At 56.1% G+C, this 18248-nt stretch carries 14 protein-coding genes and 1 pseudogene; 14 read left to right on the plus strand and 1 reads right to left on the minus strand.

The features are described from left to right. The first annotated feature begins 230 nt into the window (after window positions 1-230). From WJU16_RS24145 to WJU16_RS24170, 7 genes and pseudogenes are all read left to right on the plus strand, one after another. Window positions 231-647, plus strand: coding sequence for a DUF4345 domain-containing protein (locus tag WJU16_RS24145; protein WP_341835917.1), 417 nt, complete (start codon window positions 231-233; stop codon window positions 645-647). Window positions 648-1183: 536 nt separating this feature from the next. Beyond that, window positions 1184-1675, plus strand: coding sequence for a family 16 glycoside hydrolase (locus tag WJU16_RS24150; protein ID WP_341835918.1), 492 nt, complete (start codon window positions 1184-1186; stop codon window positions 1673-1675). Continuing rightward, window positions 1570-1827, plus strand: a pseudogene (locus WJU16_RS26205) (hypothetical protein); the annotation flags it as partial. The gene WJU16_RS24150 and the pseudogene WJU16_RS26205, both read left to right, overlap by 106 nt. Before the next feature lie 153 nt (window positions 1828-1980). Continuing rightward, window positions 1981-2982 (plus strand): hypothetical protein, encoded by a 1002-nt coding sequence (locus WJU16_RS24155; RefSeq protein ID WP_341835919.1) that lies wholly within the window; start codon window positions 1981-1983, stop codon window positions 2980-2982. Window positions 2983-3003: 21 nt separating this feature from the next. Beyond that, on the plus strand, window positions 3004-4980 hold the full coding sequence (locus tag WJU16_RS24160; RefSeq protein ID WP_341835920.1) for a hypothetical protein: 1977 nt from the start codon (window positions 3004-3006) through the stop codon (window positions 4978-4980). Between the two features lie 363 nt (window positions 4981-5343). Continuing rightward, window positions 5344-6285 carry an AraC family transcriptional regulator gene (locus tag WJU16_RS24165; RefSeq protein ID WP_341835921.1) on the plus strand — a complete coding sequence of 314 codons (942 nt, stop codon included), beginning with the start codon at window positions 5344-5346 and terminating at the stop codon, window positions 6283-6285. A 168-nt stretch (window positions 6286-6453) separates the two neighbouring features. Next, complete coding sequence (locus WJU16_RS24170) at window positions 6454-6828, plus strand: OmpA family protein (RefSeq protein WP_341835922.1); 375 nt, start codon at window positions 6454-6456, stop codon at window positions 6826-6828. Window positions 6829-6847: 19 nt separating this feature from the next. Here WJU16_RS24170 and WJU16_RS24175 read toward each other — a convergent pair whose 3' ends face one another. Further along, a complete protein-coding gene (locus WJU16_RS24175) occupies window positions 6848-7864 on the minus strand; it encodes an LLM class flavin-dependent oxidoreductase (protein ID WP_341835923.1) in 1017 nt (338 codons plus the stop codon). A gap of 289 nt (window positions 7865-8153) precedes the next feature. Here WJU16_RS24175 and WJU16_RS24180 point away from each other — a divergent pair, with 289 nt between their 5' ends. From WJU16_RS24180 to WJU16_RS24210, 7 genes are all read left to right on the plus strand, one after another. Further along, window positions 8154-8585 (plus strand): sigma-70 family RNA polymerase sigma factor, encoded by a 432-nt coding sequence (locus WJU16_RS24180; RefSeq protein WP_341835924.1) that lies wholly within the window; start codon window positions 8154-8156, stop codon window positions 8583-8585. 68 nt (window positions 8586-8653) lie between these two features. Continuing rightward, on the plus strand, window positions 8654-9802 hold the full coding sequence (locus WJU16_RS24185) for a FecR domain-containing protein (protein WP_341835925.1): 1149 nt from the start codon (window positions 8654-8656) through the stop codon (window positions 9800-9802). Between the two features lie 321 nt (window positions 9803-10123). Continuing rightward, on the plus strand, window positions 10124-13474 hold the full coding sequence (locus tag WJU16_RS24190; RefSeq protein ID WP_341835926.1) for a TonB-dependent receptor: 3351 nt from the start codon (window positions 10124-10126) through the stop codon (window positions 13472-13474). 22 nt (window positions 13475-13496) lie between these two features. After that, the gene (locus WJU16_RS24195) at window positions 13497-15041 is read left to right on the plus strand and encodes a RagB/SusD family nutrient uptake outer membrane protein (RefSeq protein ID WP_341835927.1); all 1545 of its coding nucleotides are present in this window, start codon (window positions 13497-13499) and stop codon (window positions 15039-15041) included. 24 nt (window positions 15042-15065) lie between these two features. Beyond that, the gene (locus tag WJU16_RS24200) at window positions 15066-15899 is read left to right on the plus strand and encodes a hypothetical protein (protein WP_341835928.1); all 834 of its coding nucleotides are present in this window, start codon (window positions 15066-15068) and stop codon (window positions 15897-15899) included. A gap of 45 nt (window positions 15900-15944) precedes the next feature. Next, the gene (locus tag WJU16_RS24205) at window positions 15945-16799 is read left to right on the plus strand and encodes a glycoside hydrolase family 16 protein (RefSeq protein ID WP_341835929.1); all 855 of its coding nucleotides are present in this window, start codon (window positions 15945-15947) and stop codon (window positions 16797-16799) included. Between the two features lie 8 nt (window positions 16800-16807). Continuing rightward, window positions 16808-18232 (plus strand): glycoside hydrolase family 30 beta sandwich domain-containing protein, encoded by a 1425-nt coding sequence (locus WJU16_RS24210; RefSeq protein ID WP_341835930.1) that lies wholly within the window; start codon window positions 16808-16810, stop codon window positions 18230-18232. Window positions 18233-18248 lie beyond the last annotated feature (16 nt).

Consider the following 18248-nt stretch of genomic DNA (forward strand, 5'->3'; position numbering starts at 1 on the left):
AAAACAATGATATTCGTTCTCGGGCGATGTTGATGTGGGCGGATTGGGTGCAGGTAGGGCAGTAATGGGCTTTTTTTGAGGAACAGGGCCTTTGGAGGCAATCGTTGCCGGTGAAATTTTAACGGGATGGAGCGCACTGCCTGCGGTAACCGGAAAATCTTGGCAGCCGCCAAGATTTTATTTTGACGGAACGGGCATTTTTGTGGGGTAATCAAAATTCAGATCTAAACATGAAACAACAAAAGACACTACGCATCCTTTCCCGCATTTATATTCTCTTTTCCGCCGCCAGCCTGTTGTATGTAAGCCTCATGGCATTTGCCAGTCCGCAGGCGGTAATGGACCTGGTGCAGGTGAAATTGCCGAACCCCGATTCGTACAGTTCTATCCGCGGCGTGTATGGCGGTGTAGGGTTGACGATTGTGGTGATGTTATGCCGCTGGGCATTCCGGGACGAGCGGCAGGGTGTATTGTTCCTGGTGATGTTGTGGGGTTTTTATGCGTTGTCGCGGTTGATGACCCTTGGTATGGAGGGGCCCCTGGGCGATTTCGGGACGCAGTGGCTGATGACGGAGACCTTTTTATTCGTGACGGGAACGGTATTGTTTGTTTTCCTCCAAAAAGCTGCCCGGCTGGCACGGGCGTAAACGATCTGCACCCAGGCATGTGTGCGGAGAGATCCAGGCCGGCGGGCGTATGCCTGCCGGTTTTTTAGTATCCGATAACGCTGCAACTAAGATATTCGTTCAATTACTCAGCTAGTACGGTTCCAGTACGGTATCCCTATTGTATCCCTACTGCATCCGGGCTAAGTTCTGGCTGCACCATCCCTGCTAGCCAGCCTATTTGCCAGCCATCCACTATCCGAAATCCGCCCGCGCCGTACTCGTCCGCCGCTGCCCATTGTTTTACCGCCCGCCCTGCTTTCCCTCCGTTCATGTAAGGAATACACTAAGTGCCGGAATGCTTTGCAAAACCGTTTAGCTACCGGGTTTTGCCACGCCAACCGCCCCAATTTCCTGCATAGCAATCGTTTTCATGCTAAAACGATATAGCCGGGCGTTAGGGCAAGGGTACCCGGCACGCTTTACCATCTGTGGAATTTCGGTTTCGGGGATCGAAACAATAGTTATTTTGGGCAACTATGGTACAAAAATCGAATCGCAGTTTTGTAAGCCGGTCCATGATCGGCTTTTTGTATGCATGCGGCGCCGGTCTGATGCTGGCCCAACCTGCTACGGCGCAATCCGGAAAATGGCCGCTGACGGACCTCTCCGCCTTCCGCCAGCCCGGCGGCACCTGGCAGATCGCCGGCGACGTGTCCGCCAGGATCAGCAAGCCCAATGCCCTCGAAACCGTTAAAGGCACCGGTGTACTGGTGAACCTCCCCGGCAAAAAACAACACGGGGAAGACCTCTATTCCAACTTCCAACACGGGGATATCGACCTGGAACTTGATTATATGATGGCCGCGGGATCCAATTCCGGTATCTATTTCCAGGGGCGCTACGAATTCCAGCTGTTCGACAGCTGGGGGAATCCTTCCCCCGCGCAGCCGACAATGGCGGTATTTATGAGCGCTGGGACGACAGCAAGCCCGAAGGCCAGAAAGGCTACCAGGGCTACGCTCCCCGCCAGAACGCCAGCAAGGCGCCTGGCCTCTGGCAGCACCTGAAGGTATCCTTCCAGGCGCCCCGGTTCGATGCGGCGGGCAATAAGATCGTAAACGCCCGTATCATCCGCGCCGAGCTCAACGGCGTAACCATCCACGAAAACCTTGAGCTCCTCGGCGCCACCCGCGGCGCCAACGGCAACGAAGCCCCCACGGGCCCCCTGCGCATCCAGGGCGATCATGGCGCCGTCGCTTTCCGCAATATCCAGATCACCGACTATTCCACCCCGCGCCCCTCGCTTACGGGCCTGGAATACTCCGTATACAAAACCGCCGGCGCCCGGGACCTCGACCCCGCCAGCGCGAAAGTGGAAGCCAAAGGCGCCAGCGATAAGCTGACCGCCAACGCCGGCCCCTTCACCCACGGTTACCAGCTCCGTTACACCGGCAAGCTCAACGTACCGAAAGCTGGCGAATACGGCGTAGGCGTTTACGCGCAAGGCGGCGGCGCAAGCCTCAAAATCAATGGCAAAGAGGTAACCCGCTACGGCGGCAACAACCGCGGAAACGTGCAACTTCCGGCAGGCGCTTCCGACGTGGAAATCATCTACGGCCGCGAAGGCGACTGGGGCGCTCCCTCCGTTACGCTGTCCGTCGTTGGCAACGGCCTGCGCGAAACGCTCTACGGCGATCCCGTTTCCCCCGATAATACCGATCCCATCCTCGTGGAAGCAGACCAGAACACCCTGCTCCGCAGCTTCCTCGATATGCCGGGCCGTGAAAAAATTACACATGCCATTTCTGTAGGGAGCCCCGAAAAGGTGCATTATTCCTATGATCTCGATAACGGCATGCTGCTCCAGGTATGGCGCGGCCGCTTCCTCGAAACCACCCCCATGTGGCACGAGCGCGGCAATGGCACCGCCCGCCCCATAGGCGCCCTGCAGCGTTTCGGTAAAACCGCATTTACCCTCAACCGTCTGGCTGATGCCGGCGCGGAATGGAAAGCAGACTCCACCGGTACCAGCTACCGTCCCAAAGGATATGTGCTCGATGAAAAAGACAGGCCCACTTTCCGCTACCAGATTTTCGGCAGCAATGTGACTGACGCCATCCGCATCCTGCCCGACGGCTCCGGTTTCACCCGCGATCTCGAGGTATCCGCCCCCGCGGCCGATCTCTTCGCCAAGCTCGCCGAAGGCGCGCAGATCGAGCAGGTGGAAAAAGACCTGTATGTAGTGGATGGAAAATCCTTCTACCTCCGCCTCACCGACGCCGGCGGCGCCAAACCAGTTGTGCGCACCTCCGGCGGCAAACAGGAACTGATCGTTCCCGTTCGCGGCAAGCTGAGCTATTCCATCCTTTTCTAAACCAATGACTGAATCATCGCAATGAAGCATATAATCAAAAAAGCGGCGATGTGCCTGCTCCCGCTGATGACGCAACTCTCTTCCTCAGCGCAGGAAACGCCGAAAGAAGAAGACTATTTCCGTATTCTGAAAGTAAGCGCGCCGGAAGGTACGCTGCTCGAAGTGGGCGGCCTCACCGTATTGCCCAACGGCGACCTCGGCGTGGCAACCCGCCGTGGCGACGTCTACATCGTGGAAAATCCCGGTAGCCGCCGCCCGCATTTCCGCAAATTCGCCAGCGGTCTGCACGAAATACTGGGCCTGGCCTATAAGAACGGCGACCTCTACTGCGCCCAGCGCGGCGAGCTTACCCGTCTTTCCGACACCAACAACGACGGCAAGGCCGATGTATATGAAACCGTATACGCCTGGCCGCTTTCCGGTCACTACCACGAATACAGCTTCGGGCCCAAACTGGCGCCCGACGGCTCTTTCTTCGTATCCGGCAACGTAGCTTTCGGTAACGAGGAATGGTGGCGCGGCGAAAGCCGTGTTCCCTGGCGCGGCTGGGTAATGCATATTTCTCCCGACGGCAGCCACATGGAGCCCTGGGCCACCGGTATGCGCTCTCCCTGCGGTCTCGGTATGATCGATGGCGAACTGTTCTATTCCGAAAACCAGGGCGACTGGATGGGTTCCGGCGGCGTTTGGCAGGTGAAAAAAGGTGATTTCGTAGGGCATCCCGCTGGCCTCCGCTGGACCGACCACCCGGAATCTCCCCTCAAACTGAAAGAAGAAGATCTTTATAAACAAGTGGACCAGCGCCGCATCCGCAATGCGGAAGGCCGCATGGTGAAACCTGAAAACGTGGTGGACGAGCAGTTCAAAACGCTATCGGAAGTGAAGAAAGCCATCCCGCAGATCAAGTTGCCGGCAGTGTGGCTCCCGCACGGCGTGCTGGGCATTTCCAACTCCGAAATCCTTCCCATCCCGGAAAATACTTTTGGTCCGTTTGCCGGTCAGCTCCTCGTGGGGGACCAGGGGCAAAGCAAGATCATGCGTGTGGTGTTGGAAAAAGTGAAAGGGGAGTTCCAGGGCGTGGCATTTGATTTCAGGGGTGGTTTCCAGTCCGGCGTGTTGCGCATGGCCTGGGGGAAAGACGGTTCCCTGTACGTCGGTGAAACCAACCGCGGCTGGGGCTCGGCCGGCGATGCCAACGAAGGTTTGCAGCGCCTGGTGTGGAGCAACCGTATTCCTTTCGAAATGAAAACCGTGAAAGCGATGCCCGACGGCTTCGAGATCGAGTTTACATTGCCGGTAGACAAGAAGTCCGCCGCCGACCTGGCCGCCTATAACGTGGAAAGCTTCATTTACAAATATCACCCTGTATATGGCAGCCCTACCGTAAACCCGGAAAGATGCGAAGTGAAAGGTGTGAAAGTATCTGAAGACGGCACCAAAGTGCGCCTGATCGTCGATAACCTGCGCCAGTATTACATCCACAACATTTCCGTGGAAGGCGTGCGCGAGAAGGACTTCTTCTATACCGCCGTGCACCCCAACGCTTACTACACGCTCAACAACATCCCCGATGGCGCCAAACTGGCGATGAGCGAAGTGAGCACCCGCAACTCCGTGAAGGAAGCCGAAGCCGCCGCCGCGAAAGCGAAAGCCGCTGAAGCCGCCAAAGCGAAGGCCACCGGCGCCAAACCCGCCGCGAAAACGCCTGAAACCACCGCCGCCAAGCCTGCCGCTCCCAAAGCGGCTACCTACGAGGAAGTAAAACCCCTCCTGGCAAAATATACCTGCTCCGCCTGCCACAATGCAGACAAAAAACAGGTTGGCCCGGCATTCAAAGACATCGCGCGTAAAAAGTACACGAACGAGATGATCGTGAAACTTATCTATAACCCGAATCCTGAAAACTGGCCCGGCTACGCTACCGAAATGCCGCCCATGCCACAGGTTCCAAAGGCCGATGCGCTGCGTATCGCCAGCTGGATCAATACGTTAAACTAAACGCACCGATCGGAAATACATGCCTCGCGGCGGAAGACCTTCTGGTTTTCCGCCGCTTTTTTTTCGCATGATGAGATTTTTTTGATCGGGTATTCACCCTTGAGGAGCATTTTTGCATTGTTATAGTAGGTACAAATACCACTGACTAGCTGATCTTCTCCAACTTATCTTACCAGTGAATGCATTTCATTCACGTCTGACAGACTAGTACTATGCGAACCCCGTTTTGATTCTTCTCCAATTGGCTTCAGACATTTCAGCCGAAAGCAATTTTTTGAACTGTCACCAAATACATTATGTATTATGGAAAGCCATCTGCCTCCAAACAGGATTTTGTGGATCGATGCACCGCAAATTGAACCTATGCCTTTTGCCAGCATTCCTGACGATGAACTGAAAGGACTATTGCCCTTTGCCCGTGTGTATTATGAAATGTACCCGGATTGTAAGATCGTAACACAGGAGATCAGGCTGGTAGGGCCCGTTTCCATGTGGTTTCACCACGTGATGCCCTTCTTCCCCATGGTCCTGCTGCCGAAAACGACTATGCGCAACGTCATTCTTCATCTCATGCTCGGCAACAATGTGCGCGTACTGATGGGAAACGGGCGGTTGACGGATTTGCGCAACCACCGGATGGATCTTTTTAACCTGGAAAGTTATTTTAATACTGTACCCCTGGAACCCGGGCAGTGGTTCGATAGTTTCCACATCAATTTCAGGCCGGAATCGGCAGGCGAGCTGATGGACACCGTTCCCGAACTGGCCGGACTCATTACGCCGGAAATCCTCCAGGGAGAAGGGCGGATCAATGCCAGGCATGTGGTGTTCAATGAAGTTTGCCAACGCGCTTTGAAAAATATCCTTTGTTGCAAACAAATCGGCGATACGGCTGAGTATTTCCTCCGCCGGCAGGCGGTTAACCTGCTCACCGTTTTTCTCCGCGCCATGCGGCAAGACGCGGGTGAAGTCCGGATGTCTACCAAAAACCGGAAGAAGACCGCGGCCTGCTACCATTACCTGGTCCGGAATTTCGCGAAACCGCATACGGTGGAAAGCCTCGGTGAACGCTTTTCCCTCGATCATACATTGCTGGAAGCCTCGTTTGTAGCCCGGTACGGCCGCACCATTCCTGAATTTATCATGGATAAACGCATGCACGTGGCATACCTCGCCCTGATGAAAACGAAAGCCCCTTTCTCCCGGATCGCCGAAGATACCGGGTTCGATTCGGTGGCCGCATTCCGCATCGCTTTCCGGAAATATTTCCGGGTAGAGCCGGTGCACTTCATCAAGGGACAGTAAACGCATACCATACTCCTGTGATAAACCATATCGTTACCTGGTGAAGGTATCTCGTCCTTCAGAAACGACAAAAGCTCCGTGGCACGGGGTTTTTGTCGTTTTAATATCTCCATACCCCATTTACTTACACACAATTCGGCGGGATAGCGGTTATTAATGACAGGTCACATGAAAAACTATCCAATGTGTAAAATGCCGCATTTCTGCGCCCTTGGTCTACCGAAAAAAGGAGACGTGCTCGTGCTGAAGGGTTTGTATTACGATTTCGACAAGTACGCCATCCATTACCCGGATGCCACGCGTGTGCTGGATTCGCCGGCCATTATCCTCCAGGATCATCCCGCCATGCGGATTTCACTGGAATCACATATGGATAGACGTGGAAACGGCGCCTATAATCTCCGCCTCTCAGAACATCGCGCGGAGTCCGCCGTGCAATATCTCGTGCAGAAAGGCATCGCCCGCAACCGGCTCGAATGGCGGGGATTCGGCGAAACACGGCTCGTGACCACTGCGGCAACAATGTGCAATGCAAAAATGTAACCTTAGCGAAATGTTAAAATCAGTTGCGGGGTGTTAGACCGAAAGCTTTGGCGAGCAAACGGAACGATTCCATTCTTTCGTCGGCATGCTCGGCGATGGTGCTGATCACGGCTTCGTCGACTTCATAAGTTTCGCAGAGCGCGGTGATCTTCGCTTTCACTACTTCCGGTGAACCGCAGATCATGCGGCGGCGGTTGTAGTTGACGCGCAGCTGCTCATCGGGCATGTACTCCTGTTCGCGGATGGCTTCGTAGGAGGGAAGCGCCGCATCGCTGCCGCGCTCGATCTGGAGCAGTCGGTAGTCCATGATGGTTTGCCAGCGCTCAACGGCTTCCGGGTTTTCGGAGGTGAACGCGAAAATGCCAAAGTTGGCGAGCGGAGCGGAAAGCGTTTCCGAAGGGCGGAAGGTTTCGCGGTATTGATGCACGACTTCCGGCCCGCCGCTGGGATTGATGAAATGGGCGAAGGAGAGGGCGGTTCCGAAGTGCGCCGCCACGCTCGCGCTGCCGCCGCTGGAAGTCAGCAGCCAGATGGGCGGAGCGGTTTCCGCCTGCGGCATGGCTTTCACTTTTTCATACAGCGTGCCCTCGGGCGCATGGTCCGTGAGGAAATGCTGCAGGTCCATGATCTGCTGCACGAAATCTTTGTCGCTGAACGTATTCTGCGGGTTGAGGATACGCGCAGTGAGCCGGTCGCCACCGGGAGCGCGCCCCACGCCGAGATCGATGCGCCCGGGCGCGAGGGCTTCCAGCATCCGGAAATTCTCCGCTACCTTCAGCGAACTGTGGTTCGGTAACATCACACCGGCGGAGCCAAGGCGGATATACTCGGTATGCGCTGTCAAAAATGCCAGTAATACTTCCGGCGTGGAGCCGGCGATCGTTGCAATGTTATGGTGCTCCGAAACCCAGAAACGCGAATAGCCCAGTTTGTCGGCCATTTGCGCCAATGCCATGGTTTCCAGCAAGGTTTCCCGTACGTTACTGCCGGTCCGGATCACGGACTGGTCCAGTACACTCAATTTTATCTGCTTCATCTTCCGTCGGTTAGATCCTTTCCGGTAAATCCGGACCATAAATGTAGGTATAATGCCCCATTTGGCGATTAACCGATTTTAGTTAGATTTACAGTCAACCAGGCAACCAAAATTTGATAGTCGGCATGGATAGCAACCTATCCGGGACGGATTTGCTGATACGGATGAAGAACGGCGACGAGCAAGCCTTTGCAGCTATTTACCATCGGTTTCACCCATCCCTCTACATGTTTATTCTGCGTTATTGCAAGGTACCTTCGCTGGCGGAGGATCTTGTGCATGACGTTTTTTGAAAGTATGGGAGATCCGGGAACGCATCCAGCCGGAGCTTCCTTTCGCCGGTTATATTTACCGCATTGCCCGTAACCACGTTTTCAAAACCCTTGAGCGCGCGGCTACCGACCGCGGCCTGCGGGAGCAGATCCTGGCGCAGCTGAACACTTTGCCAGAAGGCTTCCATCCCGAGCAGGTGGTGAAATCCAAGGAATACGACCGCCTTTTCCACGAAGCCCTCAACCAGATGCCGCCCCAGCGCCTCAACGTGTTCCGCCTCTGCAGGCAGGAAGGGCGCACTTACGACGAAGCCGCCGAAATCCTCGGCATTTCCCGCAATGCCGTTAAAAAACATATGGTGCTCGGCATGCGTTTCATCCACGATTATATCTTCCGCTACGGCGGCGTTTCCCTCTCGGTGGCCTTTTATTTCAAAAATTATTTTTAGGGAGGGGTACCCTCTTTTCCATTTCCCGGATATTATATACAGGTACCACGTCAAAGGCGCCTGCTGATATGTCTACATCCACGGACCACGAAAAACTGCTGCAACGATACCTCGACGGCGATTGTACGCCCGAAGAGGCGGCTGAACTTATGGAAAGGCTCCGGCAATCCGGCGCGCACCGGGAGGTGCTGCAAAAGATGCAGGAAGAGTTCCCGGTTATGATGGCATCCCGCCCTGAAATTTCACCAGAAATCAGTCAACGTATAGAAGCGCGCCTGCTCGAAAGCATCCGCGCCACCAAAGTGCGCCGCCTGCCGGTCCGCCGTTGGGTCGCCGCCGCCGCCGTACTCCTGCTCCTGGGCGCGGGAGGCGCATTTTTCCTTACCCGTCCATCTTCCAAAAGTCCATCTGTAGCGGAAGCAAAACCCATTTCCGCGGCCGACATCGCGCCGGGGTCAGACAAAGCCGTGCTGACCCTGGCCGACGGTTCGGTGGTAACCCTCGACAGCGCCGGCAACCAGGTGATCCGCCAGGGCGAAACACTCGTGCGGCAGCAAAACGGGAAGTTATTGTACAGTGTGGCAGGCCATCCGGTGGCGGCGGGCTTCAACACCCTCACGGTGCCCCGTGGCGGCCAGTTCCAGATCGTATTGCCCGACGGAAGCCGCGTATGGCTGAATTCCACGTCCAAACTCCGTTTCCCGACCGCCTTCCACGACAACAAGCGCGTGGTGGAGCTGGAAGGGCAGGGGTATTTCGAAGTGAGCAAAGACGCCCTCAAACCCTTTATCGTACAAACCCAAGCGGCCAACGTGGAAGTACTGGGAACAGGGTTCGACGTTATGGCATACCCGGATGAGCGGACCATGAACACCACACTGTTGGAAGGCGCCGTGAAAGTAAAGGATGTACGGCTCAAACCCGGCCAACAGGCCCGGCTCGAACACGCCACCGGCACGATCACCGTCGCGCCGGCAGATGTACAGCAGGTAATCGCCTGGAAAACGGGCTTCTTCGAATTCGATAACGCGGATATCGACGACATCCTGCGCCAGGCGGCGCGCTGGTACGATGTAGAAGTGGTATACCGTGGAAAAACGAAGCTCCTGATCGGGGGACGCATCAGCCGCCAGTTACCTTTGTCGGAGCTGCTGAAAATGTTGGAAGATAACGGCGCGAAGTTCAGCATGGAAGGGCGCCGGCTCATCGTTCATTAATCTATCTCTTTACCATTCAATTACATAAACCAAAACTAAACGCATCGTTATGAACAAACATTCCACCACATGACACTAACGGACGCCCTGCAATAAAAAACCGGAAGCGCTCGCAACACTTCCGGCATATCCGGGCTTCCGAAAAAAGACCTCTGACAGAACTTTTATCTCGTAATTCCCAAACACTGCAAAAGTATGAAATTTAACTTTAGCGGCGGAGCTTCCTTTGTCCGGGTTGTTCGCGCTGTTTATCCCGCGTCGTTCCACGTTTTTCCGCGGTATGGATCCTGGAAGGATGGCTTCGGTAAATGCTGCATTGTTATGAAACTCACCACCTTATTACTGCTAGTCGCGTGTCTGCAGATCAGCGCCAAAGGCTTGTCGCAGCAGGTCACCCTCAAGGAGCGCAACGCGCCCTTGAAGAAGGTGTTGAAAGAAATATCCCGCCAGTCGGGCCTTTCGATCGTGTACGACGAAAGCCTCCTGGCGGGGACCAGCAGGGTCACGATCGATATCCGGGAGGTACCGGTCAAACAGGCGCTTAACCTGCTGTTGCTCAACCAGCCCGTTGGTTTTACGATGGAGGGGCAGAAGATCGTTATCCGCCCCATGGTTATGCCGGTTACTGCGGCAGATACCACTTTCCCTGTGAGCGGGGTGGTTACCGACGACAAAGGGGCGCCGTTGCCAGGGGTAACGGTCCGCATTCTCCATACCTCCATCGGCACTACTTCCAATGGCGAGGGCCGTTACAGCCTTCAGGCGCCAGGCAAGAGCGCGCAATTGGTTTTCAGTATTTTAGGTTATACATCCCGCACGCTGGGCACCAGCGGCGGTACCCTCGATGTTCAGCTGTCGCTCTCCGAAACTTCCCTCACCGAAACCGTTGTGGTAGGGTACGGCACCCAGAAAAAGGCGGTGGTGACGGGAGCGATCTCGTCCGTGCGCGCCAAAGACCTGGAGAACATGCCCATCAACCGGGTGGAGCAGGCGTTGCAGGGCCGAACTTCCGGCGTGATCATCGCGTCCAATTCCGGCCAGCCGGGTTCCGCGGCTACGGTGCGCATCCGCGGCCTTACCACGTTCAATAACAATAATCCGCTCTGGGTGGTCGACGGCGTGGTGGTCGACAATGGCGGCATCGGTTTCCTCAATCAGAACGATATAGAATCCATCCAGGTGTTGAAAGACGCGGCTTCGCAGGCGATTTACGGTGCGCGCGCCGCGGCCGGGGTGATCCTCATCACCACCAAGAAAGGCCGCGCAGGAAAGCTGCAGATCGGGTATAATGGCTATTACGGCGTGTCGCAGCCGGCCCGCAAGCTCAAGCTCATGGATGCGCGCGCATATGCGACCATGATCAACGAAGCAAACGTAAACGACGGGGATCAGCCGGTGTACAGCGATCCCGCGGCTTTGGGCAAAGGGACCGACTGGCAGTCGACCATCTTCAACAACAGCGCTGTACGCCAGAATCATGAACTGAGCATCAGCGGCGGCAGTGAGAAGTCCACTTTCTACACCTCTTTCGGTTTCCTCAACCAGGAGGGCATCGTGGCCAGCGATATCTCTAATTACAAACGTTTCAACGCGCGGATCAACTCGACGTATAAAATTACACCCTGGCTGACGTTCGGTGAAAACATCGGGTATTCGTACGATAAATCCGTGGGCCTGGGCAATACCAACTCCGAGTTCGGCGGCCCCCTCAGCTCCGCGATCAACCTCGATCCCATCACGCCCGTCGTGGAAACGGATCCCGCCAAAGCCAATGCCAGCCCGTATGACAAACCCACGGTGCGCCGCAACGCGCTGGGGCAGCCTTACGGCATCTCCCAGATCGTGACCCAGGAAATGACCAACCCGCTGGCGTACATTTCCACGCGCCTCGGCAACTACAACTGGAGCCACAACATCGTAGGTAACGTTTACCTGGAAGCTGAACCGGTAAAAGGCCTGAAAGCGCGCTCTTCCGTTGGTTCCAAGCTGGCGTTCTACGGTCATGAGGCGTTTACGCCCAAGTTCCTGCTGAACTCCTCCACGGAACAAACGATCGCGATTTTCAACCGCGGCATCAATAACATTTTCTTCTGGAACATCGAAAACACGCTTTCATACACCCGCGAGCTAAACCTCCACACCGCTACCGTGCTGGTAGGGCAGGGCGCCTACAAGGAAGGCGGCGCACGGAGCACGGAGATTTTCTTCGACGACGTGCCGGCGCTCACTTTCGATGAAGCTTCCTTCAACTACAAAGTAGCCAAGGAAAAGCGCAGGGCCGAAGGCGGGGAGGGGATAGATCACCTTGTGTCGTCGCTCTTCGCGCGGGTGAACTATAACTATGATGAAAAGTACCTGGTGGAAGGTATCATCCGCCGCGACGGCTCCTCCCGCTTCGGCGCCAACAAGAAATACGGCGTTTTCCCTTCCTTCTCGCTCGGATGGGTGCCCAGCCGCGAAAACTTCTGGCCGCAGAACAACGTGGTGGACCTGCTCAAGATCCGCGGCGGATACGGCGTGGTAGGGAGTGATGCCATCGATGATTTTGCGTATCTGCCCACCATCGGCAGCGGCCGCGATTACACCATCGGCGGCACCATCGCCGAAGGCTCCAGCCCCAACGCACCGGCCAACCCCGACCTGAAGTGGGAAGAAACCCATCAAACCAACATCGGTTTCGAAGCCTATCTCTTCAAAAGGCTAAACGTGCAGTTCGACTGGTTCAAAAAGAATACGAAAGATATCCTCATGAGCAGGCGCCTGCCCTGGTACGTGGGTTCTGTAAGCGATCCGGCGGCCAATATCGGGGGCATGGAAAACGCGGGCGTGGAACTGGAGTTGTCGTATAACCAGGAATTCGGGGATTTCAACTTCAACCTGGGCGGCAACGTGAGCTACATGAAGAACAAGGTGACTTACCTTGGCGAAAACCGCCAGTTCCTGTACCTCGGCTCCGCATCGTTCCAGAATATGGGCAATATCACCCGGGCCGAAATCGGCCGTCCGTTTAACGCATTTTACATGTTCGAGCACCTGGGTATTTTCCAGAACCAGGCGGAGATCGATGCATATGTGAATAAGAACGGGGGGAAGATCCAGCCGAATGCGAAACCGGGCGATTTCAAATGGAAAGATATCAACGGCGACGGACAGATCAATGACGACGACCGCGATTACATCGGCAATCCCACGCCTAACTGGACGTATGGCGTGACCCTTAATGCCGCGTACAAAAATTTCGATCTCGTGATCTTTGGTCAGGGTGCGGCAGGCAACCAGATATTCCAGGGGCTGCGCAGGCTCGATATCCTGACTGCCAACTGGCAGAACAAATCCCTGAACCGCTGGCATGGCGAAGGCACATCGAACACCCATCCCCGCATGACTTTCGACGATCCGAACGATAACTATTCGCGCGGCTCGCAGTTCTATCTCGAAGACGGCGATTATTTCCGTTTCAAGATCGTTCAGCTCGGTTATACGCTGCCCACGAACCTGGTAAAGAAAGCCGGTTTCGAAAGGGTGCGCGTGCATGTGATGGGTGAAAACCTGCTCACTTTCACGAAATACACCGGCTACGATCCCGAAATCGGCGGCGGCATCCTGAGTATCGACCGCGGTATTTATCCGCAGGCGCGCACATTTATGTTCGGCCTGAATTTTACCTATTAATCGCAAAAAGAAAGACTGACACATGAAAGCGAAATATTTTTCCATCATATGCGCGCTCACGGCCGGATTAACCCTGGCTTCCTGCGCCGACAGCTGGCTGGATCCCGAAATGCGGGGTACCAACCTGGAATCCAATTTCTATAAAAACGAAGAAGAAGCATTTAAAGGACTGGTTGCCGTGTACGACGTGGTAGGCTGGCAGGGCGGGGGATACGTGACCCGCACCGGTATGGCTGATGCCGCGTCCGACGACCACCACGCCGGTGGTGGTGGCGCCAGCGACGTGAACGACCTGCAGGTGATGACCCGCTGGGAGCTGACGCCAGAAATCGGCCCGCACAACGACCTCTGGCGCAAAGGCTTCTCCGGTGTGTTCCGCGCCAACAAACTGCTCGAAAAGCTGTCCGCCGTGCCCATGAGCGACGCGAAGAAAGCGCGTTTCGTGGCCGAATGCAAATTCCTCAGGGCCTACTTCTATTTCGACCTGGTGCGCATGTTCAAAAATATCCCGCTGCTCGTCAAGCCACTCGATGTGAACGAGATGTTCGACGTAACGCAGGCCACGCCGGCCGAGGTATGGGCGCAGATCGAAAGCGACCTGAAAGAAGCCATCGCGGAAACCCAGCTGCCCGACCGGATCACGGAAGTAAACGAGAAAGCCCGCGCTACCAAAGGCGCCGCGCACGCATTGCTGGGGAAAGTGTACATCTACCAGGAGAAGTGGCCGGAAGCCGCCGCAGAACTGGCATTGGTAAATGCCACGCCCGGCCAGCAAAACCCGACGTATGGCTATGCGCTCCTCGAAAATTTTGGCGATCTCTGGAAATCCGAGCCGGAATTCAAGTTCAACAAAGAATCCATTTTCGAGATTTCGTATACCAATACGTCGCAGGGAACCTGGAACTGCGTGGCCTGTACAGAAGGCAATGTGCTCAACATCATGACGGGGCCGCGCAGCTATACGGCCACGGCCGACGATGCGCCGGATTACGTGTCGGGCTGGAGCTTTTTAACCGTGTCGAAGGAATTGTACGCCGTGATGAAGGACGATCCCCGGTTCCCACATACCATCGCCGATCTCAAGGCGCTCGTGGCGGCGGGTAAAGCGACGTATGCCCCGGGGTACGACGATACCGGTTACTTCCTGGAGAAATTCATGGGCCGCGCCTCCAACCGCGTTCCAAGCGGCATCCCCGAGCTGAACTTCCCGCAGAACCTGTACGACATGCGCCTGGCGGATACTTACCTGCTCGAAGCCGAAGCACTCGTGCGCGCGGGCCAGGGCAGCGGCGCGGGTTCGAGGGCGTACGCCTTGCTCAACGCCGTGCGCGACCGTGTGGGCCTGGGGCCGATCCCCGCCACCATCGACAATATCTTCCTCGAAAGAAGGAAAGAGCTCGCCGGCGAGGGGCACCGCTTCTTCGACCTGATCCGCACCAAACAGGCGGAAACTGTTTTGAAAACGCGCGGATTCGACGAAACGAAACACTATGTGTTCCCGATTCCCTTCAACGACCTGCAAAGCACGAAACTGGAGCAGAACAAAGAATGGGGCGGCACCAAATAATCCATCATCACAAATCCTGACCAAATGAAATTCATCCCATATATAGCGGCGGCTGCATTATGCATGACCGCCTGCACACCCGGTTCCGAAGATGCGGAACTGGGACCGCTGCCACAGGTGTCGTTCACCGTTACGCCCATGCCGAACCGCCCGAACAAGATCATCGTGGAAAATACCACACCGGGCACTTTCAGGTGGTTCTGGTACAACGGCGTAAGCACGGCGCACGTGGGCGACCGCCCGAAAGACACGCTTACCTTCGCAGAAAAAGGTGAATATGTGATCTCGCTGAGGGCTTTCGGAAGAGGCGGTTCTGCAACGGCTTCGCAGAAAGTAGCCGTGGAAGGCATTCCCAATATCCTCAAGGGCGGCGATATGGAAGCCGGCGCCAATGCGCACTGGACGCTGCTGAATACCGGTGGCACGCAAACTTCCATCCAGTTCGTGAACGGCAAACTCGTGTTCTCCAACACAGGGAATTCCAACGGCGCGATTTACCAGGCGCTGACGGTCAAAAAAGGCATAGATTACATCTTCTCCGGTAAAGTGACCGGCAACGGCGCCACCAACTCCTGGTTCGAAATCATCATCGGCACCGCGGCGCCGGTCCAGGGAAGCGATTACAGCGGCAATAAGTTCCTGTCGCTCAATACCTGGAGCAACTGCGGCAAAGCTCCGTTCAACGGAGACATCAACGATATCGGATGCGATGGCTCCGGCACGGGCAAGGGCGGCGTTATCCGGTTTGATGCGGACGGCACCATCTACATCGTGATCAAAGCCGGCAGCAGCGGCGGTACCCTCGGTACCGGCGGCATCCAGCTCGATGACGTGCGTTTCCTCGAAGAAATCATATAACCCGGCGGGGCCGGTCATTCCGGCCCCCTCTTTTTTAAACCTGATATGAAAACGATCCACTTTCTGCCGGTGCTGCTGATCGGCCTGCACATGCTGGCCTGCGGCGGCAAAAACAACGATCCTGCGCCGCCGCCTTACATCCCGCCAACGTTTGAAGACAAGCATTGGCAATTTGAAACCACGCCCGTTTGGGCCGATGAGTTCGATTACGACGGCCTGCCCGATCCCGCCCGGTGGACCTACGACCTGGGTGGCCATGGCTGGGGCAACAACGAGCTGCAATACTACACTGATAAGCTTTCCAATGCGCAGGTGGGCAATGGCCTGTTGTCAATTACCGCCAGGAAGGAAGCGCTCGAAGGGCGCGCTTACACCTCCGCGAGGCTCGTCTCCAAAGGGCGCGGCGATTTCCTGTACGGGCGTTTCGAGATCAAAGCGAAGCTGCCCGGTGGAAAGGGCACCTGGCCCGCCATCTGGATGCTGCCGACAGACTGGGCCTACGGCGGCTGGCCGAAATCCGGTGAAATCGACATCATGGAGCACGTAGGCTATGATCCCAACCGCGTGCACATGAGCGTCCACACCGAAGCTTACAATCACAGCATCAACACCCAGAAAACCGCGCATAAAATCGTGGACAAGGCGATCGGGGAATTCCATGTGTACCGCGTGGACTGGACGCCATACGCCATCCGCGGTTACATCGACGGTAACTTGCTGTTCACCTTCATCAACGAAAACAAAGGCGCGGCCGCATGGCCTTTCGACAAGAAATTCCATTTCCTCCTCAATGTCGCCGTGGGCGGCAACTGGGGCGGGCAACAGGGGATAGACGACAGCGTTTTTCCCGCCACCATGGAAGTCGATTATGTACGCGCTTATAAAATGATTGATAAATGAATGTTTCCATGAAAACCTTCCTGCTGGGGTTGCTTTGCTGCGTCTTCAGCTGCAAAGGCAGCGACGGGCCCGGCCCCGGTCCGGTGGACCCTCCGGGGCCGCAGGGGCCGTCGGACGTGGCGTTTTGGCTCACGAAAGGCGATAGATCCGTGCTTTTCGCCAAACAAAACGTGATCCTCAATTTCAGCAGCCAGCTCAACGCATCGCCGAATATCACGGTTGATGAATCGCAGGCTTACCAGGAGATAGACGGCTTCGGCTATACGCTCACAGGCGGCAGCGCCACACTCATCAACGGATTGCCCGAAGCGAGGAAGACCGCGTTGCTGGAGGATTTGTTCCGGTGGGACAGTACGCATATCGGCGTCAGCTACCTCCGGATCAGCATCGGCGCGTCCGATCTCAGCGCGTCTACTTTCAGTTATAACGACATGCCCGCCGGGCAAACGGATCCCACGCTCGCGAACTTTTCCATCCAGGTAGAGAAAACAGATCTGATCCCGGTACTGCAACGTATTTTGGCCATCAACCCCCATATCAAAATCCTCGGTTCGCCGTGGTCGCCGCCGGAGTGGATGAAAACGAACGGGAATTTCAAAGGCGGAAAACTGAAGCCGGAATATTACGCGGCCTATGCGCAATATTTCGTGAAGTATGTGAAAGCGATGCAGGCAGAAGGGATTCCCATCGACGCGATCACGCCGCAAAACGAACCGCTGCATCCGGGCAACAATCCCAGCCTGGATATGCAGGCGGCGGAGCAGGCAGATTTCATCGGCAATCATCTCGGCCCCGCTTTCCGCGCAGCGGGCATCACTACAAAAATCATCTGTTACGACCACAACGCCGACCGGCCGGATTACCCGCTCACCGTGCTCGGCGACGCCAAAGCCGCGCAATTCACCGACGGCTCAGCGTTTCACTTGTACGGCGGTTCCATTTCCGCGCTCACGCAGGTACACAATGCCTTCCCCGACAAGCACGTGTATTTCACGGAACAGTGGGTGGGCGGCCCCGGCAACTTCGCGGGTGATCTGAAATGGCATGTTTCGAACCTCATCATCGGCGCGCCCCGCAACTGGAGCCGCAATGTGCTGGAGTGGAACCTCGCCGCCACGGCGGATTACAAACCCCACACCCCGGGCGGCTGCACTACCTGCCTCGGTGCGCTGACTATCGGAAGCGATTACACGAAAAATGTGGCATACTACATCATCGCCCATGCTTCCAAATTCGTGCGCCCCGGTTCGGTACGCATCGCTTCGAACCTGCCGGGCTCGCTGGAAAACGTCGCCTTCCGCACACCCGACGGTAAGAAGGTGCTCATCGTGCTGAACAGTGGCGCCAACGCGCAGCCGTTCAACATCCAGTACAAGGGAAAGCAGGCCGCCACGGAACTGGCGCCCGGCGCGGTAGGCACATACGTGTGGTAGCAGCTGAAAAACAGCG

Origin of the sequence: Chitinophaga pollutisoli, from assembly GCF_038396755.1 — a bacterium.
In the GTDB taxonomy this organism is placed as follows: Bacteria; Bacteroidota; Bacteroidia; order Chitinophagales; family Chitinophagaceae; genus Chitinophaga; species Chitinophaga pollutisoli.

What these genes read in the sequence shown, in the direction of transcription:
- WJU16_RS24160 (WP_341835920.1), top strand. Translation starts at nt 3,004, where the DNA reads ATGAAGCATATAATCAAAAAAGCGGCGATGTGCCTGCTCCCGCTGATG.
- WJU16_RS24165 (WP_341835921.1), top strand. Translation starts at nt 5,344, where the DNA reads ATGCCTTTTGCCAGCATTCCTGACGATGAACTGAAAGGACTATTGCCC.
- WJU16_RS24145 (WP_341835917.1), top strand. Translation starts at nt 231, where the DNA reads ATGAAACAACAAAAGACACTACGCATCCTTTCCCGCATTTATATTCTC.
- WJU16_RS24150 (WP_341835918.1), top strand. Translation starts at nt 1,184, where the DNA reads ATGATCGGCTTTTTGTATGCATGCGGCGCCGGTCTGATGCTGGCCCAA.
- WJU16_RS24170 (WP_341835922.1), top strand. Translation starts at nt 6,454, where the DNA reads ATGAAAAACTATCCAATGTGTAAAATGCCGCATTTCTGCGCCCTTGGT.
- WJU16_RS24190 (WP_341835926.1), top strand. Translation starts at nt 10,124, where the DNA reads ATGAAACTCACCACCTTATTACTGCTAGTCGCGTGTCTGCAGATCAGC.
- WJU16_RS24205 (WP_341835929.1), top strand. Translation starts at nt 15,945, where the DNA reads ATGAAAACGATCCACTTTCTGCCGGTGCTGCTGATCGGCCTGCACATG.
- WJU16_RS24185 (WP_341835925.1), top strand. Translation starts at nt 8,654, where the DNA reads ATGTCTACATCCACGGACCACGAAAAACTGCTGCAACGATACCTCGAC.
- WJU16_RS24175 (WP_341835923.1), bottom strand. Translation starts at nt 7,864, where the DNA reads ATGAAGCAGATAAAATTGAGTGTACTGGACCAGTCCGTGATCCGGACC.
- WJU16_RS24200 (WP_341835928.1), top strand. Translation starts at nt 15,066, where the DNA reads ATGAAATTCATCCCATATATAGCGGCGGCTGCATTATGCATGACCGCC.
- WJU16_RS24210 (WP_341835930.1), top strand. Translation starts at nt 16,808, where the DNA reads ATGAAAACCTTCCTGCTGGGGTTGCTTTGCTGCGTCTTCAGCTGCAAA.
- WJU16_RS24195 (WP_341835927.1), top strand. Translation starts at nt 13,497, where the DNA reads ATGAAAGCGAAATATTTTTCCATCATATGCGCGCTCACGGCCGGATTA.